The sequence below is a fragment of the Amycolatopsis nigrescens CSC17Ta-90 genome, assembly GCF_000384315.1.
GTDB lineage: Bacteria > Actinomycetota > Actinomycetes > Mycobacteriales > Pseudonocardiaceae > Amycolatopsis > Amycolatopsis nigrescens.
In genome coordinates this window covers 2,790,656-2,812,243 of sequence record NZ_ARVW01000001.1, presented here as the reverse complement: position 1 = coordinate 2,812,243, position 21,588 = coordinate 2,790,656, and the positions used below count along the sequence as shown (strand labels likewise).

Here is a 21,588-nt window from a genome sequence, read left to right as displayed (position 1 = left end):
TACCCCGGTTTCAAGCGTCTCGGCCGCCTCTTGTAATCTCTTCGAGGCTTCAAGAGCACGCCCCTTTAGCTCAGTCGGCAGAGCGTCTCCATGGTAAGGAGAAGGTCTACGGTTCGATTCCGTAAAGGGGCTCGCGAGTGGGTGGGCTGTGTTCGCGGAAAACGCGAACCCGGCTCGCTCGCTTCTGCCCTCTGGGGGCCGAGCCCCCAGACCCCCGCCAGGGGGCAAGCCCCCTGGACCCCGGTGGGCGCGTGGGTAGGTAGGGCGGTGTAGCTCAGTTGGTAGAGCAAGCGGCTCATAATCGCTGTGTCGTCGGTTCAAGTCCGGCCACCGCTACAATGGGCGTCAAACCCCCAGACCAACCAGGTGGCTCGCTGCCTGGAACCCCGCTCAGGCGGGAACCAGTTGCTTTGTAGAGAGAGGCTTTGCCGTGGCTGCGACCGACGTGCGACCGAAGATCACGCTGGCGTGCGAAGAGTGCAAGCACCGCAACTACATCACCAAGAAGAACCGGCGCAACGACCCGGACCGCCTGGAGATGAAGAAGTTCTGCCCGAACTGCGGTACGCACCGTACCCACAAGGAGACCCGCTGAGCGCTTCGCGCGCTCGCGCCCGATCCTTCGCGAACAGGCCGCCCCGTGCCGGGGTGGCCTGTTTTTGTGTAGGTAGGCAATTCACGACCGCGATGTCCGGTACGTATCTTTTGCCCTGACCGACGAAAGTCGGTACCGGCTCTCCGTGACTCGAATCACTCTGTTGTGCACCGGATTCACCGGTGCCGGTCACGCTCTTTGTGCCTGGCTAACCCACTGTGACCAGCGTGTGGTCACCCCTCGCGCTGGTCTTTCCCTGCGAAAGTGAGTTGCCGGTATGCGCAAGACGTCCTCAGGACGACGCCTGTTCGCCCAATCCGCCACCACCTTGGTGGCCGCCGCGGCGGCCATCGGTTTCCTCGCCCCCACCACGGCCACCGCCACCACCATCGAGGGCTACTCGAGCCTGGTGCAGCGCGAAGCCGTGGCGACACTGGCCGCGAACGCCCAGATCACCGAAGCCGCCGCCACCAAGCTGTTGCGGGTGCAGGCCGCGAGCGTCGAAACCGTGCAGAGCCTCACCGGCGCACTCGGCGCCCGTGCCGCGGACGGCTACCTCGACGAAGCCGCCAAGCCGGTGGTCAACGTGCTCGACAAGGCCGCCGCGGACCAGGTGACCGCGACCGGCGCGCAGGCCAAGCTGGTCAAGCACTCCAGCGCGGCGCTGGCCGGCGCGCAGGAGGCGCTGCAGGCGCTGCCCGCGGTGACGCACACGTCGATCGGGCTGGACCCGAAGGCCAACCAGATCGTGCTGACCATCGCTGACGCGGCCAAGGGCACCGACGCGCTGCAGCAGGCCGCCGCGACGCTCGGCGACCGGGTCCGAGTCGAGCGGGTGGCGGGCGAGATGCACACCGCGATCTACAACGGCGAGGCCATCACCGGCGGCGGCACCCGCTGCTCGGCCGGCTTCAACACGAACAAGGGCGGCCAGAACTACGTGGTGGACGCCGGGCACTGCACCCGCGCGGTGTCGCAGTGGAACATCGGCCCGTCCGAGGGCGCCAGCTTCCCGACCAACGACTACGGCCTGATCCGCAACACCACCGGTAGCGGCCCCGGCGCGGTCACCCTGTGGAACGGCTCCACCCAGCGGATCAGCTCGGCCGGCAACGCGACCGTCGGCCAGCAGATCAGCAAGAGCGGCAGCACCACCCGGCTGACCTCGGGTTCGGTGCAGCGGCTGAACGTGACGGTGAACTACGCCGAGGGCTCGGTGCACCAGTTGATCCAGACCAACGCGCTGGTCAACCCCGGCGACTCCGGCGGTTGCCTGTTCTCCGGCAGCGTCGGCCTCGGCATCACCTCCGGCAAGGGCGGCGGGAGCTCGTACTTCCAGCCGGTCGGCGAGGCGCTGAGCGCTTACGGCGTGGCGCTCAACAGCTAGTCCTCAACAGCTAGCCGAAGAAGGCCGAGGGCACCCCGGTAGCCTGCCGGGGTGCCCTTGGACCCCGCATTCATCGGGCGGAGCTACCCGCCGACGAGTACCTACGAAGTGAGCCGCGAGAAGATCCGCGAGTTCGCCGACGCGATCGGCGACGAGAACGCGCTCTACCGGGACCCCGAGGCCGCGCGCGCGGCCGGCTACCCCGACGTGATCGCGCCGCCGACCTTCCTCACCATCGTCAACACCCCCGCCTTCGAGATGATCGCCTCGGATCCCGAGCTCGGCCTCGACTACTCGCGGATGGTGCACGGCGACCAGCGGTTCAGCCACGCCCGGCCGGTGCACGCGGGGGACCGGCTGCGGCTGACGGTGACCATCGAGGACATCATGGCCAGGGCCGGCAACGACTTCCTGACCGTGCGCGCCGAGATCGCGGCCGAAGACGGCGATGCGATCGGCAGCATCCGCGCCCAGCTCGTGGTCCGGGGGGAGAACGCATGAGCGTCGAAAAGGGCAGTGTCGAAAAGGGCCAGGAGCTCCCTTCGCTGACCGTGCGGATCACCCGCGACCGGCTGGTCCGCTACGCCGGGGCGTCACTGGACTTCAACCCGATCCACTGGAACGAGAAGTTCGCCAAGGAGGTCGGCCTGCCGGACGTGATCGCGCACGGCATGTTGACCATGGCGATGGGTGGCAGGTTGGTCACCGACTGGCTGACCGATCCCGGCAAGCTCGTGGACTACTACGTCCGCTTCACCAGGCCGGTGGTCGTCCCCAACGACGAGCAGGGCGCCACCGTCGAGTTCACCGGCAAGATCGGTGAGGTCCGCGAGGACGGCACCGCGCGGGTGGACGTGACCGCGAAGTTCGACGGCCGCGCGGTGCTCGGCAAGGCGACCGCGGTGGTGCGGCTGCCCGGCTAGAGCACCTTGCGCACCGCGTCCGCCATCGCGCGCGCACCGGCCGCGTTGGGGTGCAGCGCGATCGCGGCCGCGGACGGGATCAGCCCCTCCACCCAGCGGGTGCCCGACGCGGCGCAGAGGTCGTGGCCCTTGGTCATCGCCGCGGTGTCCGCGAACCCGGCCTGGTGCTTCTTCGCCTGCTCGGCCAGCATCGCGTTCATCTTGGTGAGCGATCCGCGCAGGTAGGCCACGTCCGGGGCGCCGATCGGCAGCGACGGCCAGCAGCCGTTGCCGTCCGGCAGGATGGTCGGATAGCCGACCACCACGACCCTCGCGTTCGGCGCCTTGTCGTGGATCTTGGTGAGCACCGAGGAGATCTTGGCCGCGGTGGCGTTCACCTTGGCGGCCAGCTCGTCCTTGCCGCCCGCGGTGAGCCTGGCCTTGCACGGCCCGGCGGCGGGGTCGCCGGTGGCGCACTGCCCGGCCAGCGCGACGAAGCCGACGTCGTTGCCGCCGATGCCCACCGTGACCAGCGTGGTCGCCTCGTTCACCGCGTCCAGCTGCGGCGGGTTGGTGCCGTCCTTGGTCTGCTGGGCGGAGCTGAGGTGCGCGGTGGTCGCGCCGCCGCAGCTGACATCCGCGAACTCGGCCGGGTTGAGCGCGGCGGCGACCAGGTGCGGGTAGTTGTTGTCCGAACGCTGGCAGCCGGCCGGGGTACCGGCCTGCGCGCCGGTGCGCGGTGCGGAGGTGTACGAGTCGCCGAGCGCCACGTAGCGGCCGACACCGCCACCGGCTTCGGAACCGGGCGGCGCCGGTGGCTCGGCGGAGGAGCCCTGCTGGGAACGGAAGTAGCCGTACCCGAGCACGCCGGCCACGATCACCAGCAGGAGGAGCAGCCCGCCGCCGCTTTTCTTCGCCACGCTCCCTTTTGTACGCGAGATTTCCGCGCCAGCGCCTCACCCGGTCCGGTGGGACCTGCCGGTGGAACTACCGGGCCTCGCCGAGCAGGTTCGCCACCCTGGTCACGCCCTCGACCAGGTCGGCCTCGGCCAGCGCGTAGGAGAACCGGAAGTAGCCGGGGGTGCCGAAGGCCTCGCCGGGCACCACGGCCACCTCGGCCTCGCGCAGGATCAGGTCGGCCAGCGCCACCGTGTCGGCGGGCCGCTCGCCGCGGATCTCCTTGCCGAGCAGCGCCTTCACCGAGGGGTACGCGTAGAAGGCGCCTTCCGGGGTCGGGCACTCGATGCCGGGGATCGCGGACAGCATCGAGACGATCTTCTTGCGCCGCGCGTCGAACGAGGCGCGCATCTCGGCCACCGCGTCCAGCGGCCCGGCGACCGCGGCCAGCGCGGCCCGCTGGGACACGTTCGCGACGTTGCCGCACAGGTGGGACTGGTAGCTGGACGCCGCCTTGATCACGTCCTGCGGGCCGACCATCCAGCCGACCCGCCAGCCGGTCATCGAGTAGGTCTTGGCGACCCCGTTCAGCACGATCGTCTGCTCGGCCATCTCGGGCACCACCACCGGCAGCGACACGGATTGCACACCGTCGTAGACCAGGTGCTCGTAGATCTCGTCGGTGATCACCCAGATGCCGTGCTCCAACGCCCAGCGGCCGATCTCCTCGATCAGCGCCCGCGGGTAGACCGCGCCGGTCGGGTTGGACGGCGAGTTGAACAGCAGCACCTTGGTGCGCTCGGTGCGGGCTGCCTCGAGCTGCTCGACGGTGACCAGGTAGCCGGTCGACTCGTCCGCGGTGACCTGGACCGGGACCCCGCCGGCCAGGGTGATCGACTCCGGGTAGGTGGTCCAGTACGGCGCCAGCAGCAGCACCTCGTCGCCGGGGTCGACGATGGTCGCGAACGCGGAGTACACCGCCTGCTTGCCGCCGTTGGTGACCAGCACCTGCGAGGACTGCACCGGGTAGTCCGAGTCGCGCAGCGTCTTGGCCGCGATCGCCTCCCGCAGCTCGGGCAGCCCGGCCGCGGCGGTGTAACCGTGGTTGGCGCGCTCGCGCACCGCGGCGGCGGCCGCCTCGACCACGTAGTCCGGGGTCGGGAAGTCGGGCTGGCCGGCGCCGAAGCCGATCACCGGGCGACCCTCCGCCTTGAGCGCCTTGGCCTTCGCGTCCACCGCGAGGGTCGCGGACGGCTTGATGCCGGCGATCCGGGTGGAGATGCGGGAACGAGGGCCTCGAGCAGCTCCTGCGCGTTCATCGGTAGCCATGGAAGCCATGTTTTCACGTCCGCTGTCAACCGCCACACGTGGCCTTGGCCTCGGTGTCGCTACCTTCGTAGGACATCGGCGGGGGTTGTGCCGGGCGCGGTTGCGAGACCGTCGGCGGCTTGCCGTAGACTGCCGAACTTGGAACGCCTGACCTTCATCCCCGCAGCTCTGCGGGGAGGGTGGAATGCGTCCAGTGGGCGGTAGTGTTGAGTAGTGCCGTTCCAAGGGGTGTAGCTCAATTGGCAGAGCAGCGGTCTCCAAAACCGCAGGTTGCAGGTTCAAGTCCTGTCACCCCTGCGTAAGCACGTAAGCGGTAGGGACCTCTCGCAAGGGAGGGCCTCGTGAAGGCGGAGGAGTGGTCGTGAGCGACAACGACGCCAGCGGCGAAAAGGACCAGGAGAAGGAGGAGCCGAAGCGCCCCTCCCGCCCGGTCACCGCCGCGGCTCGGCGTGAGCGCCGTGCCTCCGCGCGTCCGGCCGGGAAGGCGGGCGAGGCCAAGGACTCGGACGGGGACAAGACCCGTCCGGCGGCCAAGTCGGGCGACAAGCCCGTCAAGGCCGGTGGCAAGGAGAAGGCGACGCCGAAGCGGGACCGCAAGGCCAAGAAGGCCTCTCCCTTCGCTCGCCTGATGCGGTTTGTCCGCGAGGTGTGGGCGGAGCTGCGGAAGGTCATCTGGCCGACCCGCAAGCAGATGGTCACCTACACCACCGTGGTGCTGGTCTTCGTGGCTTTCATGATTGCGCTGGTGTCCGGGCTGGACTGGGTGTTCCGCAAGGGCGTGTTCTGGCTGTTCGGCTGAGTGCCCGGCGCCGAGGGGCGCAGCACGGGCCGGCAGGACCGAAAGCACGAACAAGGCAAGCGATCAAGTGAAAGGACGGAACGTGGCTGGCGAGAACGGCTCAGTTGCCGGTCAGGACCTGACCGGCCTTTCCGACGAGCAGGAGCTCGCGGCGGTGTCTTCCGCGCCCGCCGAGGCCGCCGAGTCCACCGAAGACGCAGCGAACTCCGAGCCGGTCGAGGCCGCCGGGGACACCGAAGAAGACGACGACACGGCCGGTGAAGACGGCGCGGCCAGCGCGGACAGCACTGCGGACGCTGAAGACGCCGACGAGGCCGAAGAAGCCACCGCCGAGCCGGTCGTGGAAGAGGACGTCGACCCGGTCGAGAAGCTGCGCGCCGAACTGCGCGCCGCGCCCGGTGACTGGTACGTCGTGCACTCCTACGCCGGTTACGAGAACAAGGTCAAGACCAACCTCGAGACCCGGACGCAGACCCTGGACGTGGAGGAGTTCATCTTCCAGATCGAGGTGCCGACCGAAGAGGTCACCGAGATCAAGAACGGCCAGCGCAAGCAGGTGCAGCGCAAGGTGCTGCCCGGCTACATCCTGGTCCGGATGGAGCTCAACGACGCCTCGTGGAGCGCGGTGCGCAACACCCCCGGCGTCACCGGGTTCGTCGGCGCCACCTCGCGCCCGTCGCCGCTGACCACCGAAGAGGTGCTGAAGTTCCTGGTCCCGCAGGTGGAGAAGGCCGCCCCGGCGAAGGCCGGCAAGGGCGAGGCCGCCTCGGCGGAGTCCCAGCTCGGCGGCGGCTCCGCGGTCGAGGTCGACTTCGAGGTCGGCGAGTCGGTCACCGTGATGGACGGCCCGTTCGCCACCCTGCCCGCCACGATCAGCGAAGTGAACGCGGACGGGCAGAAGCTGAAGGTCCTGGTGTCGATCTTCGGCCGGGAGACCCCGGTCGAGCTGTCGTTCAACCAGGTCTCCAAGATCTGACGGCCTCCTCACGGTCGCCAGTCTCCGCCCGCTGGCAGGTGCGGCGGGGGACGATGTAGTGAATAGGAAACAGGAATGCCACCCAAGAAGAAGAAGCTTGCAGCGATCATCAAGCTGCAGATCTCGGCTGGCGCCGCGAACCCGGCCCCGCCGGTCGGCCCCGCGCTGGGTCAGCACGGCGTCAACATCATGGAGTTCTGCAAGGCCTACAACGCCGCGACCGAGTCGCAGCGTGGCAACGTGGTGCCGGTAGAGATCTCCGTCTACGAAGACCGCTCGTTCGACTTCAAGCTCAAGACCCCGCCGGCCGCGAAGCTGCTGCTGAAGGCCGCCGGGATCGAGAAGGGCTCCGGCGAGCCGCACAAGACCAAGGTCGCCAAGGTCACCTGGGACCAGGTCAAGGAGATCGCCGAGACCAAGAAGAGCGACCTCAACGCGCACGACGTGGACCAGGCCGCCAAGATCATCGCCGGCACCGCCAGGTCGATGGGCATCACGGTCGAATAAGGCCGAGCGCCACGTGGGAGGGCCAGGCGCTGGCCCGCACCACACTGATCCGTTCTCTTATCCAGTTAGGACAGAAGCATGACCAAGCGCAGCAAGGCCTACCGTCAGGCCGCCGAGCTGATCGACCGTGAGCGGCTGTACGCACCGCTCGAGGCCGCGTCGCTCGCCAAAGAGACTTCCAAGGTCAAGCTGGACGCCACCGTCGAGGTCGCCATTTGCCTCGGCGTGGACCCCCGCAAGGCCGACCAGATGGTCCGCGGCACCGTGAACCTGCCGCACGGCACCGGTAAGACCGCCCGCGTCATCGTCTTCGCCACCGGCGACAAGGCCGCCGAGGCCGAGGCCGCCGGCGCGGACGCGGTCGGCACCGACGAGTTGATCGAGCGCATCCAGGGTGGCTGGCTCGACTTCGACGCCGCGATCGCGACGCCGGACCAGATGGCCAAGGTCGGGCGGATCGCCCGGATCCTCGGCCCGCGTGGCCTGATGCCGAACCCGAAGACGGGCACGGTGACCCCCGCGGTCACCAAGGCCGTCGCCGACATCAAGGGCGGCAAGGTCAACTTCCGGGTGGACAAGCAGGCCAACCTGCACCTGGTGATCGGCAAGGCCTCGTTCGACACCGAGAAGCTGGTGGAGAACTACGCGGCCGCGCTGGACGAGGTGCTGCGGGCGAAGCCGTCGTCGGCGAAGGGGCGTTACCTGAAGAAGGTGACCTTCTCCACCACGATGGGCCCGGGCATCCCGGTGGACCCGGCGCACACCCGGAACCTGCTTTCCGAGGACGCCACCGCCTGAGGCGACTCAGCTGAAAAGGGCGGCCCCGCGCGACGCGGGGCCGCCCTTTTCGTGTCTGATGGGGTGATGCCGACCTTCACCTCGTTCGATGGCCTGGAACTCAACTACACGATCTGGGCGGGCCAGAGCACGACCGGCGAGCGCCCGCCAGTCGTGCTCCAGCACGGTTTCGCGGCCGACACCAATGCCAACTGGATCGGCCCCGGGGTGGTCGCGGCGCTGCGCACCGCCGGGTTCACGGTGATCTCGCTGGACGCCAGGGGCCACGGCCGGTCGGCGAAGCCGCACGAGGAGGACCGCTACCGCGAGGACACCATGGCGCGTGACGTGTCGGCGATGCTCGACGAGCTGAAGCTGGCCGAGGTCGCGCTGGTCGGCTATTCGATGGGCGCGATCATCGCGCTGGCGGTGACCATCGGCGACGAGCGGATCCGGCGGCTGGTGGTCGGCGGGGTTGGCCGCGGGATCGTCGTCTCCGGCGGGGTGGACACCAGCGTGGTCACCCCGGAGATGATCAGTACCGCGCTGCTCGCCGAGGACACTGCCGGGCTGCCGCCCCAGAGCGCGCCGTTCCGCGCGCTCGCCGACGCACTCGGCGCGGACCGGGAGGCGCTGGCCGCGCTGGCCCGTGCCGTGACATCCGGTCCGCTGGAGCTGGCCGCGATCAAGGTGCCGACCCTGGTGCTGGTCGGCGATGCCGACCCGCTGGCCGCCGAACCGGAACGGCTGTCCGCCGCGATCTCCGGAGCCGAACTGCGGAAGGTGCCCGGCGACCACCTGACCGCGGTGATGGACCCGGCGTTCTCCGAGGCGCTGGTGAAGTTCCTGAACGCCTAGCGAGTCGGCGATGGGGACGACTGAGGGCATTTGGCCGGGCCGGGTTCGTGCCCGGTGATCAGCCACTGGTTGTTCTCGACCCTGGAGACGGTGAAAGCGCCGAGCGCGGGGCCGCCCTCGATCTTGAAGTCGCAGGAGTCGATCCGCAGGGTGTTGCCCGGCGGGGGTTCGACCCGGCTGGACGGCATCGACTCCGCGTAGGCGGGCGGGTTCACGACCTGGTCCGTCAGCTTCCGGACCGCGTCGCGGCAGTCGATGGCCTGAACGTCCAGCGCGAACCGCTGCTGGATGTCCTCCCTGAACCGGCCACAGGCGAAGCCCGTCATGTCCTTCTTGCCCGACTTGTTCTGGGCGATCGCGTCGTAGACCTTGCGGACGGCCTCGTACGGTTCGGTGGAGAGGATCTGGTTGGTGTGATAGGTGCCGCCGCCGGTCATCGAGGCGGGCAGGTTCTCATCGTCCTCAGGGAAGAAGTAGTTGTAGGCGAAGCGGCCGGCCAGGCTGAGGACCACGAGCAGCAGCAGTGCGCTGAGCATCTTGCCGCCGAACCGCTTCAGCCACCGGGGTGCTCGGGCCTTCGGTACCGGGGCGGGGAGCGCCGGTGGTGGCGGCACCGTCGGCGGCCCGCCGGGCGGGGCACCCTGGGTGGGTAGCCAGTTCTGCTGGGTGACCGGCTGCTGTGGCTGGTCCGGTACGAGTTCACCGCCGGCCTGGCGCTGTGCTTCGGTGAACCGGAGGTAGTCCTGGAACTGCTGGAACTGCTGGAACTGGCGAAGCTGCTCGGGGTCGAGCGGGGCCGGTTCACCGGCGGCCCCGGTGCGTTCGAGGTCGCCGCCGCCCGGCTCGCGGTTCTCCGGGGCCCGGTTCTCGTCAGGTCCTAGCTCAGCCACGTGACCCATGATGCCCGCCTGGGTACCCACCGTCGTACCTCGGCACCCGCCTTTCACGTGAAAGTACGCTCCTTAGCATGCCTACGGAGTGCGTTTAGCGGGCTAAACGCGCTTTGGGTGGGGTGGGCGTGGGGGTGGGGGAGGGGGAGGTAGACTGGTCGGCGGTTCTACCGAAGACCGCAGGTTTTTCCCGTGCCAGCTGGTGCGGGAAGCGAAGGCTCGCAGTGGCGGGCGGCCCGCGCAGGAGGAACGAGGCTCTAGCCGCGCGCATACCCGCGCGTACCCAGACGCCCCGCGCCCACTGCGCTGGGGCGTTTCGTCATTTCGGGCCCTTCTCGCCGGCGGTCACCAGGAAGGATCGTCCGATCTCGCGATCGGACGCACGACCTTCTTGTCCAATACAGCCAAGAGAGGAGGCGACCATGGCGAAGCCCGACAAGGTGGCGGCCGTCGCCGAGATCGCGGACCGGTTCCGCAACAGCTCGGCAACCGTTGTCACCGAGTACACCGGCCTCTCCGTGTCCCAGCTGTCCCAGCTGCGCCGCGCTCTCGGCACCAGTGCCAAGTACCGGGTCGCGAAGAACACCCTCGTCAAGCGTGCCGCTGAGGACGCCGGTATCGAGGGCATGGAAGAGCTCTTCCTCGGCCCGACCGCGATCGCCTTTGTCCAGGGTGAGCCGGTTGACGCCGCGAAGGCCCTTCGTGACTTCGCGAAGGACAACAACGCGCTTGTGATCAAGGGCGGCTACATGGATGGCCGCCCGCTCACCGTCGAAGAGATCACCAGGCTTGCCGATCTCGAAAGCCGTGAGGTCCTGCTCGCCAAGGCGGCGGGCGCGTTCAAGGCGAAGCTGTCCCAGGCCGCCGCGCTGTTCCAGGCGCCGGCGTCCCAGGTCGCCCGCCTGGCCGCCGCGCTGGAGGAAAAGCGCCAGGCCGAGTCCGGCAGCCCCGCCGAGGCCGAAGCACCAGCCGAGAGCTGAACCCAACCACCCCGAACCTCGCGTTCGCTTTTTAGAGAGGAAACGCCACCATGGCGAAGCTGAGCACCGACGAACTGCTCGACGCTTTCAAGGAGCTCACCCTGCTCGAGCTCTCCGAGTTCGTGAAGCAGTTCGAGGAGACCTTCGACGTCACCGCGGCCGCCCCGGCTGCCGTCGTGGCCGCCGCCCCGGGTGCCGCCCCGGCCGCCGCCGCTGAGGAGCAGGACGAGTTCGACGTCGTGCTCGAGGGCGCCGGCGACAAGAAGATCCAGGTCATCAAGGTCGTCCGCGAGGTCGTCTCCGGTCTGGGCCTGAAGGAGGCCAAGGAGCTCGTCGAGAGCGCCCCCAAGGCCCTCCTGGAGAAGGTCGACAAGGAGGCCGCCGAGGCCGCCAAGGAGAAGCTCGAGGCTGCCGGCGCGAAGATCAGCATCAAGTAGTTCTCTGTTATGCCCGAAAAGGGCGGGTACCCGGCCGGGTACCCGCCCTTTTCTTATCCGGTACGACCTGCGACCGCGCCTCTGGTGCATTAGCGTGCAGCCCGTGCGTGCGGGCGACGGCCGGGCGTCACCGCTGTGGTCACGGCGAGATGACAATGCGCGGATGGGTGGCCAAGGTGGAAAACTCGTGAGTAACCTGTTCGCACTCAACTCGTTGCACCTGGTTGACGCGGTATCGCGCGGCCTCTTCGTGCGCGAGGAGACCAAAGTGAGCGAGTCGACGCCGAACAGCTCCGGGAGGTGCGATGGGTGCCGAGGTGGTCATCGAGGGTCTGACCAAGTCCTTCGGTAAGCAGGCCATCTGGCGGGACGTGAGCCTCACGCTTCCGCCTGGTGAGGTGTCGGTGATGCTGGGGCCGTCGGGAACCGGTAAGTCGGTCTTCCTGAAGTCGATGATCGGTCTGCTGAAGCCGGACCGCGGTCGTTGCGTGATCAACGGTGTGGACATCGTGACGTGCTCCGAGCACAAGCTGTACGAGACGCGGAAGCTGTTCGGGGTGCTGTTCCAGGACGGTGCGTTGTTCGGTTCGATGAACCTGTACGACAACGTGGCCTTCCCGTTGCGGGAGCACACCAAGAAGTCCGAGTCCGAGATCAAGCGGATCGTGCTGGAAAAGCTGGAGATGACCGGTCTTGCCGGCGCGGAGATGAAGCTCCCCGGTGAGATTTCCGGGGGTATGCGCAAGCGCGCCGGTCTGGCGCGGGCGCTGGTGCTGGATCCCGAGATCATTTTGTGCGATGAGCCGGATTCGGGTTTGGATCCGGTGCGTACGGCGTATTTGAGTCAGTTGCTGATCGATCTGAATGCGCAGATCGACGCGACGATCTTGATCGTGACGCACAACATCAACGTGGCGCGGACGGTGCCGGACAACCTGGGCATGCTCTTCCGCAAGGAGCTGGTCATGTTCGGGCCGCGCGAGGTGCTGCTGACCAGTGACGAGCCGGTGGTGGAGCAGTTCCTCAACGGCCGCCGGCTGGGCCCGATCGGCATGTCCGAGGAGAAAGACTCCGCGCAGATGGCGCGTGAGCAGGCGGACGCGGATGCCGGGCATTCGGACGGTTCCGGCGACGAGGACGTCCGCGGCGTGGTGCCGCAGATCGAGCCGACCCCCGGCCTGCCCGAGCGCGCGGGCGTGCGCCGCCGCAAGGACCGGGTGATGAAGATCCTGCACACGCTGCCGCACGCGGCGCAGGAAGGGATCATCGAGTCCCTCACCCCGGAGGAGCAGCAGCGGTACGGCGTGCACGCGCACCACCTGGTCGGCGCCAGGCCGCAGGACGCCCCGACCGGGCCGGTGCCGAACCAGCACCACGGCGAGCTGCCGCGGGACGAGGTCGCCCAGCTGCCCAATACCGGCTGGCAGGAACCGCGGGGCAACGGTGGGGCGAGACCTGGGGGATCGCACCGGATGCGGCCGCGTGATCCTGGGCCGGGTGGGCAATGAGTTCTCCCGACGTACTTCTTCCCGCGGAGGGAGCATGAGCTCAACGGCCACTTCGGCCAAGATTCCCGGGATCGGAATGTTGCGTGAGACCGGGAAGCTGTTCGCGCTCGGCCTCGACATCATCCGCGGGATCTTCCAGCGCCCGTTCCAGCTGCGTGAGTTCATCCAGCAGTCCTGGTTCATCGCCAGCGTCACGATCCTGCCCACCGCGTTGGTGGCCATTCCGTTCGGCGCGGTCATCTCGCTGCAGTTCGGCTCGCTCGCGCGGCAGCTCGGCGCGCAGTCCTACACCGGCGCCGGCAGCGTGCTGGCCACCGTGCAGCAGGCCAGTCCGCTGGTCACCGCGCTGCTCGTGGCCGGCGCCGGTGGCTCCGCGATCTGCGCGGACATCGGCGCCAGGACCATCCGCGAAGAGATCGACGCGATGGAGGTGCTCGGCGTCTCCGCGGTGCAGCGGCTGATCGTGCCTAGGGTGCTCGCCTCGATGCTGGTCGCGCTGCTGCTCAACGGCATGGTCAGCGTGATCGGCGTGCTCGGTGGCTACTTCTTCAACGTGATCCTGCAGGACGGCACCCCGGGTGCCTACCTGGCCAGCTTCTCCGCCCTCGCGCAGACCTCGGACCTGTGGGTCGGTGAGCTCAAGGCGCTGATCTTCGGGTTCATCGCCGCCGTGGTCGCCGCCTACCGCGGGCTGCACCCGGCCGGCGGGCCGAAGGGGGTCGGGGACGCGGTGAACCAGTCCGTTGTCATCACCTTCCTGCTGCTGTTCGTGGTCAACTTCGTGATCACGCTCATCTACCTGCAGATCGTCCCCGGGAAGCTGGCTTAGACCGATGGCATCGTTCACCCAGGGCCTGAAACGGGCCGCGAACCGGCCGCTGGAGACGCTCGACCAGCTCGGCGACCAGATGTCCTTCTACGCGCGGGCGCTGGCCTGGACCCCGCGCACCATCCGCCGGTACACCAAGGAGGTCATGCGGCTGCTCGCCGAGGTCAGCTTCGGCTCCGGCTCGCTGGCGGTGATCGGCGGCACGGTCGGCGTGATGGTCGGCCTGACCCTGTTCACCGGTGTGCTGGTCGGCCTGCAGGGCTACTCCGCGCTGAACTCGATCGGCACCTCGGCGTTCACCGGTTTCCTCACCGCGTTCTTCAACACCCGCGAGATCGCGCCGCTGGTGGCCGGGCTGGCGCTGTCGGCGACGGTCGGCGCGGGGTTCACCGCGCAGCTGGGCGCGATGCGGATCTCCGAGGAGATCGACGCGCTCGAGGTGATGGGCGTGCCCAGCCTGCCGTACCTGGTGACCACCCGGATCATCGCCGGGTTCGTCGCGGTCATCCCGCTGTACGTGATCGGCCTGCTGGCGTCGTACCTGGCGTCGCGGATGGTGGTCATCTACATCTACAACCAGTCGGCCGGTACCTATGACCACTACTTCGACCTGTTCTTACCACCGCAGGACGTCTTCTACTCGTTCATAAAAGTGCTGATATTCAGCGTTTTCATCATTCTTTCGCATTGCTACTACGGTTACCGCGCGAGCGGTGGCCCCGCCGGGGTGGGTATCGCGGTGGGCCGTGCGGTCCGGCTGACCATCGTCACGGTGTCGATAATGAACTTCTTCATCGGTTTCGCCATCTGGGGAACCGATGTGTCGGTGAGGATCGCGGGATGAGCAGAGGTGCGCTGGCCACGTTGCGCCGCCGGTTGCTCGGCTTGGCGCTGGTGGTCTTCGTGGTGGGCGGGGTGACGCTGAGCATCGCGCTGTACAACAAGTCGTTCAGCTCGTTCGTCACGGTGACGCTCAAGGCGGGCAACGTGGGCAACCAGCTGATCCGGCAGTCCGACGTCAAGGTGCGCGGGCTGATCGTCGGCTCGGTGCAGAACATCTCCGCGACCGTCGACGGCGCCGACCTGACGCTGGCGCTGGACCCGGAGTCGGCGAAGCTGATCCCGGAGAACGTGTCCGCGCGGTTCCTGCCGAAGACGCTGTTCGGCGAGCGGTTCGTCTCGCTGGAGATCCCGGACGGCGCGTCCGGGCGCACGCTGCGCCAGGGCGACGTGATCCCGCAGGACCGCACCATGCCCGCGGTCGAGCTGGACCAGGCGCTGGAGCATCTGATGCCGGTGCTGCAGGCGGTGCAGCCGCAGAAGCTGTCCAGCACGCTGACCGCGATCTCCACCGCCCTGCAGGGCAGGGGCAAGCCGCTCGGGGAGACGCTGAGCGAGCTTGGCCAGTACGTCGGCGAGCTGAACCCGCATCTGCCGCAGCTGCAGACCAACCTGCGCGAGCTGGCGAAGTTCTCGGACAACCTGAACGCGGCCGCGCCGGATCTGGTGCAGAGCCTGGACAACCTGACCACGACCACCCGCACGGTGGTCGACCAGCGGGGCAACCTGCAGAACCTCTACGGCGACCTGACCGGCGCGTCGCAGGACCTGCAGTCCTTCCTGCACGCCAACTCGAGCAACCTGATCGCATTGGCGGACACCGCGCGGCCGACCGCCGAACTGCTGGCGGAGTACTCGCCGGAGTACCCGTGCTTCCTCGGCCAGATGTCGGAGCTGGTGGACAAGCTGAACGTGGTGTTCGGCAAGGGCACCGACAAGCCGGGTCTGCACGCCACCCTGGAGGTGACCGCGAACCGCGGCCAGTACAAGCCGGGCGTGGACGATCCGCAGTACCAGGACAAGCGCGGGCCGCGGTGCTACGACATGCAGCAGTTCCCGTTGCCGTTCCCGCAGGGGCCGCCGGAGGGTTGGCCGAAGGACGGCAGTTCGGTGCCGCCGGTCGCGCGCTCGATGAACGACGGGCTCAACCCGGCGAACAACTCGGCCAACGTGGGCGGGTACAACGGCGGTGGCGCGCCGTCCGGTAATCCCGCCTACACCTCGGCCGAGCACGGCCTGCTGGCTCAGCTGGTCGGGCCGCAGGTGGGCATCGACCCGGCCGAGGTGCCGGGCTGGACCGGGCTGCTGGTCGGGCCGCTGTATCGGGGAGCGGAGGTGACGGTCAAGTGAGGGGACTGGTCGCACCGCTGGTCAAGCTGACCATTTTCATGGTGGTCACCGTGTTGTTCACCGCGATCCTCGGCATCAGCATCGCGAACATCAACACCAGCGCCACCAACGCGTATACCGCGCGGTTCACCGACGCCACCCTGCTGCTGCCGAACGACGACGTGCGGATCGCCGGGGTCAGGGTCGGGCAGGTCAAGGACGTGCGGATCGTCGACCGGCGCCAGGCCGAGGTGGAGTTCGAGGTGGACTCCGGGCGCAAGCTGCCGGCCGGGGTGACCGCGCAGATCAAGTTCCGGAACCTGGTCGGCCAGCGCTACGTGTCGCTGGGCCAGGGCACCGGCGACATCAACAAGGTGCTGCCGGCCGGCGGGAACATCCCGCTGGAGCGGACCAAGCCGGCGCTGGACCTGACCGAGCTGTTCAACGGGTTCAAGCCGCTGTTCCGCGCGCTCAACCCGGAGGACGTGAACAAGCTGTCCTACGAGGTGATCCAGGTGCTGCAGGGCGAGGGCGGCACGGTGCAGAGCCTGCTCGCGCACACCGCTTCGCTGACCACCACGATCGCCGAGAAGGACCAGGTGATCGGCCAGGTGATCAACAACCTGAACGGCGTGCTGGACACGGTCAACGCACGCACTCCGCAGCTGTCCGACCTGATCGTCAAGGTGCAGCAGCTGGTCTCCGGCCTTGCCGAGGACCGCAAGCCGATCGGGGACGCGATCGAGTCGCTCGGCGGACTGGCCAACACCACCGCCGGGCTGCTCACCGATGTCCGCGAGCCGTTGAAGCAGGACATCGACGCGCTCGGCAAGCTGACCAAGAACCTCAACGACAGCGAGTCGGTGGTCGAGCACTTCATCCAGTTCCTGCCGGAGAAGGCGGAGAAAATGACCAGGACCGCGGACTACGGCTCGTGGTTCAACTTCTACGCGTGCGAGCTCAGCGGCAGCGTGTCGATCCCCGGCATCATCACCAAGCCGATCGACATCCCGCTGATGCCGGCGAGCCGGGAGCGGTGCTTGAGGTGAAGTCTTTCCAGCAACGCAACCCGGTCCCGATCGCGCTGGTCGGGCTGGTCGCCATCGTGCTCGGCATCGTGGCCGCGCTGAACTCGGAGAACCTGCCGGTGATCGGCGCGGGCACCACCTACACCGCGGACTTCTCCGAGGCCGCCGGGCTCAAGGACGACGACGAGGTGCGGGTCGCCGGGATCAAGGTCGGCAAGGTGACCGACGTGGAGCTGGCCGGGGACAAGGTCCGGGTTTCGTTCAAGGTCAAGGACGCCTGGCTCGGCGACAAGACCAGCGCGGCGATCAAGATCAAGACCCTGCTCGGCCAGAAGTACCTTTCGCTGGATCCGATGGGGCAGGCCACGCTGAGCCCGGACACCGGTATCCCGCGGGAGCGGACCACCGCGCCCTACGACGTGATCGAGGCATTCCAGGGCCTGTCGAACACGGTGGACGAGATCGACACCACCCAGCTGGCGAAGAGCTTCGACACGCTTTCCGAGACCTTCGCCAACACCCCGGAGGACCTGCGCGGCGCGCTGTCCGGGCTGTCGAAGCTTTCGGACACCATCTCCAAGCGCGACACCCAGCTGTCCAGCCTGCTGGCGAACACCAAGCAGGTCAGCCAGACCCTGGTGGACCGCGACGCGGAGGTGACCAAGCTGCTGCAGGACGGCAACAAGCTGCTGGCCGAGGTGACCGCGCGCAAGGAGGCGATCACCGCCCTGCTGGACGGTGCCAGGACGCTGTCCACCGAGCTGCAGGGACTGGTGGACGACAACGACAAGCAGCTGGATCCGGTGCTGGCGCAGCTCGACCAGCTGACCGGCATGCTGCAGCGCAACCAGGACGCACTGGGCGAGGGCATCAAGAAGTTCGCCCCGTTCGTCCGGGTGTTCAACAACACCATCGGCAACGGCCGCTGGTTCGACAACTACATCTGCGGCCTGCTGCTGCCTTCGGTGGGCCCGCTCAACGAAGAGGGGTGTTACCAGAAATGAGTGACACCCGGCTCGGCCAGAACCTCGCCCGCGGCGTGGCCATCGCGTGCGTGCTCGGCCTGCTGGTGGCCGGCGGGCTGTGGTGGGTGCTCAAGGACCCCGGCCGCAAGCACCTGACCGCCTACTTCACCGGCACGGTCGGCCTCTACGAGGGCAACAGCGCCAGGATGCTCGGCGTGGAGATGGGCACCGTCACCAAGGTCCAGCCGCTCGGCGACCGGGTGAAGGTGGAACTGGAGTACGACCGCGCGGTGGACGTGCCCGCCGACGCGCAGGCGATCATCGTGGCCCCTTCACTGGTCAGCGACCGGTACGTGCAGCTCGCGCCGGCCTACAAGGGCGGGCCGAAGATCGCCGACGGCGCGACCATCCCGATCGAGCGCACCGCGGTCCCGCTGGAGACCGACGACCTGTACAAGAGCCTGTCCACGGTCAGCGAGGCACTCGGACCAAACGGGGCGAACAAGAACGGCTCGCTGTCGGACCTGCTCAACACCACCGCGAAGAACTTCGACGGCAACGGCCAGGCCCTGCACGACACCATCACCAGGCTCGGCCAGGCGGCGAGCACGTTGTCCGGGAACAAGGACGACCTGTTCGCCACCATCCAGAACCTCGGCGACTTCACCACCACGCTGGCCAACAGCGACGGCCAGGTGCGCCAGTTCGAGCGCCAGTTGGCCGACGTCTCCGACTTCCTTGCCGGCGAGCGCGGCAACCTGTCGGCCACGGTGCAGCAGCTGGGCACCACGCTGACCTCGGTGCAGGGCTTCATCGAACGCAACCGGGACCGGGTGAAGTCCAATGTGGACAAACTGGCCAGCGTCACCAAGGTGCTGGTGGACCAGCGCGGCGCGCTCGCCGAGACCCTGGACCTGGCGCCGCTGGCACTGGGCAACCTGATGAACACCTACAACGCCTCGTCCGGCACGCTGGACGCCAGGCCGATCCTGAACGAGCTCACCCAGCCGCCGGCGGCGATGGTCTGCGGACTGCTCAAGCAGGCGCCGGAGGCGCTCAAGGCACTCGGCGACATCTGCTCCACGGTGGCGCCGGTGGTGGACGGACTGGTTCCGATCCCGTCCATCGCGCAGATCCTCAACGGGTTCAACACCGGCAAGCTGCCCTCCCTGCCGCTGCCCATCGTCGGTGACCTCTACGGTTCGCCCTCGGCGTTGGGAGCACCGAAATGAGGCGCACGGCGAAACTGACCGCGCTGGCCGCCGCCGGTGCGGTGCTGCTGGGCGGGTGCAGTTCCTTCAGCGGGATCTACGACATCCCGCTGCCCGGCGGCGCCGAGCTCGGTGACCACCCGTACACGATCAAGGTGCAGTTCCGGGACGTGCTCGACCTGGTGCCGCAGTCCGGGGTCAAGGTGAACGAGGTGCCGATCGGCCGGGTCGAGGAGATCGGGCTGACCCCGGACGGCTGGAACGCGGAGGTGACGATCCGGGTCAACGGCGACGTCCAGCTGCCGGCCAACGCGCTGGCCAACGTCAAGCAGTCCAGCCTGCTCGGCGAGAAGTACGTCCAGCTGGCCACGCCTGGCCCGGACCAGGCGCAGGGCAAGCTCGGCAACGGCGCGGTCATCCCGCTCGCGCGGACCAACCGCAGCGTCGAGGTGGAAGAGGTGCTCGGGGCGCTGTCCATGCTGCTCAACGGCGGCGGGGTGGAGCAGCTGAACACCATCACCAAGGAGCTGAACAACGCCACCGCCGGCAACGAGCCCGAGCTGAAGAACCTGCTGAACAACGCGGACAAACTGGTCAGCACGCTGGACGCGCAGTCGAGCGACATCACCCGCGCGCTGGACGGGCTGAACCGGCTCACCTCCACGCTGAACGGGCAGACCGCGCAGATCGGGAACGCGATCGACAACCTCGGTCCCGGTCTCGGCGTGCTGGAGCAGCAGCGCGGCCAGCTGGTGCGGATGCTCCAGGCGCTGCAGGAGCTTTCCGGAGTCGCCACGGACACGGTGAACAAGAGCAAGGCCGATCTGGTGGCCGACCTCAAGGCGCTGCTGCCCACCCTGCAGAAGCTCGGTGAGGCCGGCGCGAACCTGCCGAAGGCGCTGGAAGTGCTGTTCACCTTCCCGTTCAACGACGCCGCCATCGAAGGAGTGCAGGGCGACTACTTCAACCTGTACGGCAAGATCGACCTGAACCTGGGGGAGATCCTGGCGAACCTGGGGCGCAGCAGGCAGAACCCGCTGGACGGGCTCGGCCTGCCGCAGGGCCTCACCGGCGGGGTGCAGGGCGTGCAGCCGAACCAGCCGCCGCCGCTGCCGTTGCCGCAGTCCCCGCAGGCAGGCACCCAGCAGACGTCCTCGGCGCAGGGCGGCCAGGGCGGCGGCAGGCCACCGCGGCAGGCTGGTGCCGCGGGCATCTTCGACGTCCTGGCAGGAGGTGCGGGCTGATGCTGGTGCGCAGGACGAAGTTCCAGCTGGTCGCGTTCGCGATCATCTCGGTGGTGGCGATCGTGTACGCGCTGATCCGGTTCGCCGGCCTCGGCGAGGTGTTCGGCAGCAAGGGCTACTCGGTCCGGCTCGAGCTGGCCGAGTCCGGTGGCATCTTCCAGAACGCCGAGGTGACCTACCGCGGCTACAACATCGGCCGGGTCGGTCCGCTGAAGCTCACTTCGACCGGGCTGGAGGCCCAGCTCGACATCGACCCGGACGCCCCGCCGGTGCCGGCGGACCTGCAGGCCGTGGTCGCCAACCGGTCCGCGGTCGGCGAGCAGTACGTGGACCTGCGCCCGGTCCGCGAGGGCGGGGAGACCCTGCAGGCCGGGGCGGTGATCCCGGTCGACCGCACCAAGACCCCGGTGAGCACGGACAAGCTGGTCAGCGACCTGGACAGCCTGGCTTCCTCGGTGCCCACCGACGCGCTGCGCACCGTGGTCGACGAGTCCTACAACGCCTTCGCCGGCACCGGCGACGACCTGCAGGTGCTGATGGACACCGCGCGCGACTTCACCAGCACCGCCAGGGATTACCTGCCGCAGACCGTGCAGCTGCTCGACTCGGGCGGCAAGGTGCTGCAGACGCAGAACGCGGAGGCCGGCTCGCTCAAGTCGTTCAGCGAGGACCTGAACAAGCTGACCGAGACGCTGAAGAACTCCGACGGCGACATTCGCAAGGTCATCGACGTGACCCCGCAGGTGTCCAGGCAGATCAGCGAGGTGCTGGCGGAGTCGGGGCCCGGCCTCGGCGCGCTGCTGGCGAACCTGCTCACCACGTCCAACCTGCTGGTCACCCGGCAGGACGGCCTGGAGCAGGCGCTGGTCACCTACCCGATCCTCGGCGTCGGCGGGCAGACGGTGGCGCCCGGCGACGGGACCGCGCACCTCGGGCTGGCGCTGAACCTGTTCGACCCGCCGCCGTGCACCAAGGGCTACCTGCCCTACGACCAGTACCGCGGCGGCAACGGCCCGGCGAACGTCGCCGACCGGGACGCCAAGGCGGACGCGTACTGTGCCGAGCCCAAGGGCAGCCCGATCAACGTCCGCGGCTCGGCGAACGCGCCGTACAACGGGGTCCCGCAGCTGCCGACTCCGGAGGACGTGGAACGGAACAAGAACCGGGACAGCGAGGAGCTGGCGGCCAACCGGGCGTCCAGGGGGGTGCCGGGTGTGGCCGGCGGCCCGGCGCTCACCGTGAACGGGCTGCGCGGGCTGCTCGGCCTGTCCGGCTGAGTGCTCTTGACAGTGCACTTGAC

Annotated in this window: 23 protein-coding genes and 3 tRNA genes; 23 read left to right on the top strand and 3 right to left on the bottom strand. The window is 68.4% G+C overall.

Going from position 1 to position 21,588, the window contains the following annotated elements:
• Positions 1-59 precede the first annotated feature (59 nt).
• The 6 genes from AMYNI_RS0113090 to AMYNI_RS0113065 all read left to right on the top strand — a co-directional run bounded on the left by AMYNI_RS0113090 (position 60) and on the right by AMYNI_RS0113065 (position 2,905).
• Positions 60-132 (top strand) — tRNA-Thr (locus tag AMYNI_RS0113090).
• Positions 133-263: 131 nt separating this feature from the next.
• Positions 264-336 (top strand) — tRNA-Met (locus AMYNI_RS0113085).
• A 94-nt stretch (positions 337-430) separates the two neighbouring features.
• A complete protein-coding gene (gene rpmG, locus AMYNI_RS0113080; RefSeq protein WP_020668467.1) occupies positions 431-595 on the top strand; it encodes a 50S ribosomal protein L33 in 165 nt (54 codons plus the stop codon).
• A 277-nt stretch (positions 596-872) separates the two neighbouring features.
• Positions 873-1,982 carry a S1 family peptidase gene (locus AMYNI_RS0113075; RefSeq protein ID WP_051116313.1) on the top strand — a complete coding sequence of 370 codons (1,110 nt, stop codon included), beginning with the start codon at positions 873-875 and terminating at the stop codon, positions 1,980-1,982.
• A 51-nt stretch (positions 1,983-2,033) separates the two neighbouring features.
• Complete coding sequence (locus tag AMYNI_RS0113070; protein ID WP_026360399.1) at positions 2,034-2,483, top strand: MaoC family dehydratase N-terminal domain-containing protein; 450 nt, start codon at positions 2,034-2,036, stop codon at positions 2,481-2,483.
• Complete coding sequence (locus tag AMYNI_RS0113065; RefSeq protein ID WP_020668464.1) at positions 2,480-2,905, top strand: MaoC family dehydratase; 426 nt, start codon at positions 2,480-2,482, stop codon at positions 2,903-2,905. The genes AMYNI_RS0113070 and AMYNI_RS0113065 overlap by 4 nt, the downstream gene beginning before the upstream one ends.
• Here AMYNI_RS0113065 and AMYNI_RS0113060 read toward each other — a convergent pair.
• Both AMYNI_RS0113060 and AMYNI_RS0113055 read right to left on the bottom strand, forming a co-directional pair.
• Positions 2,902-3,804, bottom strand: a complete 903-nt coding sequence (locus tag AMYNI_RS0113060; protein ID WP_020668463.1) for an SGNH/GDSL hydrolase family protein — start codon at positions 3,802-3,804, stop codon at positions 2,902-2,904. The genes AMYNI_RS0113065 and AMYNI_RS0113060 overlap by 4 nt on opposite strands.
• A gap of 67 nt (positions 3,805-3,871) precedes the next feature.
• The gene (locus AMYNI_RS0113055; RefSeq protein WP_026360398.1) at positions 3,872-5,110 is read right to left on the bottom strand and encodes a pyridoxal phosphate-dependent aminotransferase; all 1,239 of its coding nucleotides are present in this window, start codon (positions 5,108-5,110) and stop codon (positions 3,872-3,874) included.
• A gap of 224 nt (positions 5,111-5,334) precedes the next feature.
• On the opposite strand from AMYNI_RS0113055, the gene AMYNI_RS0113050 reads away from it, so the two are divergent.
• The 6 genes from AMYNI_RS0113050 to AMYNI_RS0113025 all read left to right on the top strand — a co-directional run bounded on the left by AMYNI_RS0113050 (position 5,335) and on the right by AMYNI_RS0113025 (position 9,027).
• A tRNA-Trp gene (locus AMYNI_RS0113050) sits at positions 5,335-5,407 on the top strand.
• A gap of 58 nt (positions 5,408-5,465) precedes the next feature.
• Positions 5,466-5,909: a preprotein translocase subunit SecE gene (gene secE / locus AMYNI_RS0113045; RefSeq protein WP_026360397.1), complete on the top strand. Its 444-nt coding sequence runs from the start codon at positions 5,466-5,468 to the stop codon at positions 5,907-5,909.
• Between the two features lie 82 nt (positions 5,910-5,991).
• Entirely contained in the window at positions 5,992-6,885 is an 894-nt protein-coding gene (gene nusG / locus AMYNI_RS0113040) for a transcription termination/antitermination protein NusG (RefSeq protein WP_020668460.1), read from the top strand.
• A 75-nt stretch (positions 6,886-6,960) separates the two neighbouring features.
• The gene (gene rplK / locus AMYNI_RS0113035; protein ID WP_020668459.1) at positions 6,961-7,392 is read left to right on the top strand and encodes a 50S ribosomal protein L11; all 432 of its coding nucleotides are present in this window, start codon (positions 6,961-6,963) and stop codon (positions 7,390-7,392) included.
• A gap of 78 nt (positions 7,393-7,470) precedes the next feature.
• The gene (rplA, locus tag AMYNI_RS0113030) at positions 7,471-8,190 is read left to right on the top strand and encodes a 50S ribosomal protein L1 (RefSeq protein ID WP_020668458.1); all 720 of its coding nucleotides are present in this window, start codon (positions 7,471-7,473) and stop codon (positions 8,188-8,190) included.
• 66 nt (positions 8,191-8,256) lie between these two features.
• Entirely contained in the window at positions 8,257-9,027 is a 771-nt protein-coding gene (locus AMYNI_RS0113025) for an alpha/beta fold hydrolase (RefSeq protein ID WP_020668457.1), read from the top strand.
• Here the strand turns inward: AMYNI_RS0113025 and AMYNI_RS0113020 are convergent.
• Positions 9,024-9,926: a hypothetical protein gene (locus AMYNI_RS0113020; protein ID WP_425387945.1), complete on the bottom strand. Its 903-nt coding sequence runs from the start codon at positions 9,924-9,926 to the stop codon at positions 9,024-9,026. The genes AMYNI_RS0113025 and AMYNI_RS0113020 overlap by 4 nt on opposite strands.
• A 413-nt stretch (positions 9,927-10,339) precedes the next feature.
• Between AMYNI_RS0113020 and rplJ the strand changes: the two genes are divergently transcribed.
• The 11 genes from rplJ to AMYNI_RS0112965 all read left to right on the top strand — a co-directional run bounded on the left by rplJ (position 10,340) and on the right by AMYNI_RS0112965 (position 21,565).
• Positions 10,340-10,897: a 50S ribosomal protein L10 gene (gene rplJ, locus AMYNI_RS0113015; protein WP_020668455.1), complete on the top strand. Its 558-nt coding sequence runs from the start codon at positions 10,340-10,342 to the stop codon at positions 10,895-10,897.
• Positions 10,898-10,947: 50 nt separating this feature from the next.
• Positions 10,948-11,334 (top strand): 50S ribosomal protein L7/L12, encoded by a 387-nt coding sequence (gene rplL, locus AMYNI_RS0113010; RefSeq protein WP_020668454.1) that lies wholly within the window; start codon positions 10,948-10,950, stop codon positions 11,332-11,334.
• 305 nt (positions 11,335-11,639) lie between these two features.
• Complete coding sequence (locus AMYNI_RS0113005; RefSeq protein WP_020668453.1) at positions 11,640-12,842, top strand: ABC transporter ATP-binding protein; 1,203 nt, start codon at positions 11,640-11,642, stop codon at positions 12,840-12,842.
• A 76-nt stretch (positions 12,843-12,918) separates the two neighbouring features.
• Positions 12,919-13,671: an MlaE family ABC transporter permease gene (locus AMYNI_RS0113000; protein ID WP_157357961.1), complete on the top strand. Its 753-nt coding sequence runs from the start codon at positions 12,919-12,921 to the stop codon at positions 13,669-13,671.
• A 4-nt stretch (positions 13,672-13,675) separates the two neighbouring features.
• The gene (locus AMYNI_RS0112995) at positions 13,676-14,515 is read left to right on the top strand and encodes an MlaE family ABC transporter permease (protein ID WP_020668451.1); all 840 of its coding nucleotides are present in this window, start codon (positions 13,676-13,678) and stop codon (positions 14,513-14,515) included.
• Positions 14,512-15,861 (top strand): MCE family protein, encoded by a 1,350-nt coding sequence (locus tag AMYNI_RS0112990; RefSeq protein ID WP_020668450.1) that lies wholly within the window; start codon positions 14,512-14,514, stop codon positions 15,859-15,861. Before AMYNI_RS0112995 ends, AMYNI_RS0112990 begins: the two co-directional genes overlap by 4 nt.
• Positions 15,858-16,889, top strand: coding sequence for an MCE family protein (locus AMYNI_RS0112985; RefSeq protein WP_020668449.1), 1,032 nt, complete (start codon positions 15,858-15,860; stop codon positions 16,887-16,889). The genes AMYNI_RS0112990 and AMYNI_RS0112985 overlap by 4 nt, the downstream gene beginning before the upstream one ends.
• Positions 16,886-17,872, top strand: a complete 987-nt coding sequence (locus AMYNI_RS0112980) for an MCE family protein (RefSeq protein ID WP_020668448.1) — start codon at positions 16,886-16,888, stop codon at positions 17,870-17,872. Before AMYNI_RS0112985 ends, AMYNI_RS0112980 begins: the two co-directional genes overlap by 4 nt.
• Entirely contained in the window at positions 17,869-19,065 is a 1,197-nt protein-coding gene (locus AMYNI_RS0112975) for an MCE family protein (RefSeq protein ID WP_020668447.1), read from the top strand. Before AMYNI_RS0112980 ends, AMYNI_RS0112975 begins: the two co-directional genes overlap by 4 nt.
• On the top strand, positions 19,062-20,288 hold the full coding sequence (locus AMYNI_RS0112970; protein WP_020668446.1) for an MCE family protein: 1,227 nt from the start codon (positions 19,062-19,064) through the stop codon (positions 20,286-20,288). The genes AMYNI_RS0112975 and AMYNI_RS0112970 overlap by 4 nt, the downstream gene beginning before the upstream one ends.
• Positions 20,288-21,565: an MCE family protein gene (locus AMYNI_RS0112965; RefSeq protein WP_020668445.1), complete on the top strand. Its 1,278-nt coding sequence runs from the start codon at positions 20,288-20,290 to the stop codon at positions 21,563-21,565. Before AMYNI_RS0112970 ends, AMYNI_RS0112965 begins: the two co-directional genes overlap by 1 nt.
• Positions 21,566-21,588: the final 23 nt, after the last annotated feature.

Bases quoted from the DNA above. Each gene is read 5' to 3' on its own strand.
- AMYNI_RS0113000 (WP_157357961.1), top strand. From the start codon at position 12,919: ATGTTGCGTGAGACCGGGAAGCTGTTCGCGCTCGGCCTCGACATCATC.
- AMYNI_RS0113025 (WP_020668457.1), top strand. From the start codon at position 8,257: ATGCCGACCTTCACCTCGTTCGATGGCCTGGAACTCAACTACACGATC.
- AMYNI_RS0113020 (WP_425387945.1), bottom strand. From the start codon at position 9,926: ATGGGTCACGTGGCTGAGCTAGGACCTGACGAGAACCGGGCCCCGGAG.
- AMYNI_RS0113065 (WP_020668464.1), top strand. From the start codon at position 2,480: ATGAGCGTCGAAAAGGGCAGTGTCGAAAAGGGCCAGGAGCTCCCTTCG.
- AMYNI_RS0112965 (WP_020668445.1), top strand. From the start codon at position 20,288: ATGCTGGTGCGCAGGACGAAGTTCCAGCTGGTCGCGTTCGCGATCATC.
- AMYNI_RS0113075 (WP_051116313.1), top strand. From the start codon at position 873: ATGCGCAAGACGTCCTCAGGACGACGCCTGTTCGCCCAATCCGCCACC.
- rplK (WP_020668459.1), top strand. From the start codon at position 6,961: ATGCCACCCAAGAAGAAGAAGCTTGCAGCGATCATCAAGCTGCAGATC.
- rplL (WP_020668454.1), top strand. From the start codon at position 10,948: ATGGCGAAGCTGAGCACCGACGAACTGCTCGACGCTTTCAAGGAGCTC.
- AMYNI_RS0112975 (WP_020668447.1), top strand. From the start codon at position 17,869: ATGAGTGACACCCGGCTCGGCCAGAACCTCGCCCGCGGCGTGGCCATC.
- AMYNI_RS0112970 (WP_020668446.1), top strand. From the start codon at position 19,062: ATGAGGCGCACGGCGAAACTGACCGCGCTGGCCGCCGCCGGTGCGGTG.
- rplA (WP_020668458.1), top strand. From the start codon at position 7,471: ATGACCAAGCGCAGCAAGGCCTACCGTCAGGCCGCCGAGCTGATCGAC.
- AMYNI_RS0113005 (WP_020668453.1), top strand. From the start codon at position 11,640: ATGGGTGCCGAGGTGGTCATCGAGGGTCTGACCAAGTCCTTCGGTAAG.
- AMYNI_RS0112990 (WP_020668450.1), top strand. From the start codon at position 14,512: ATGAGCAGAGGTGCGCTGGCCACGTTGCGCCGCCGGTTGCTCGGCTTG.
- AMYNI_RS0112995 (WP_020668451.1), top strand. From the start codon at position 13,676: ATGGCATCGTTCACCCAGGGCCTGAAACGGGCCGCGAACCGGCCGCTG.
- rplJ (WP_020668455.1), top strand. From the start codon at position 10,340: ATGGCGAAGCCCGACAAGGTGGCGGCCGTCGCCGAGATCGCGGACCGG.
- AMYNI_RS0113055 (WP_026360398.1), bottom strand. From the start codon at position 5,110: ATGGCTACCGATGAACGCGCAGGAGCTGCTCGAGGCCCTCGTTCCCGC.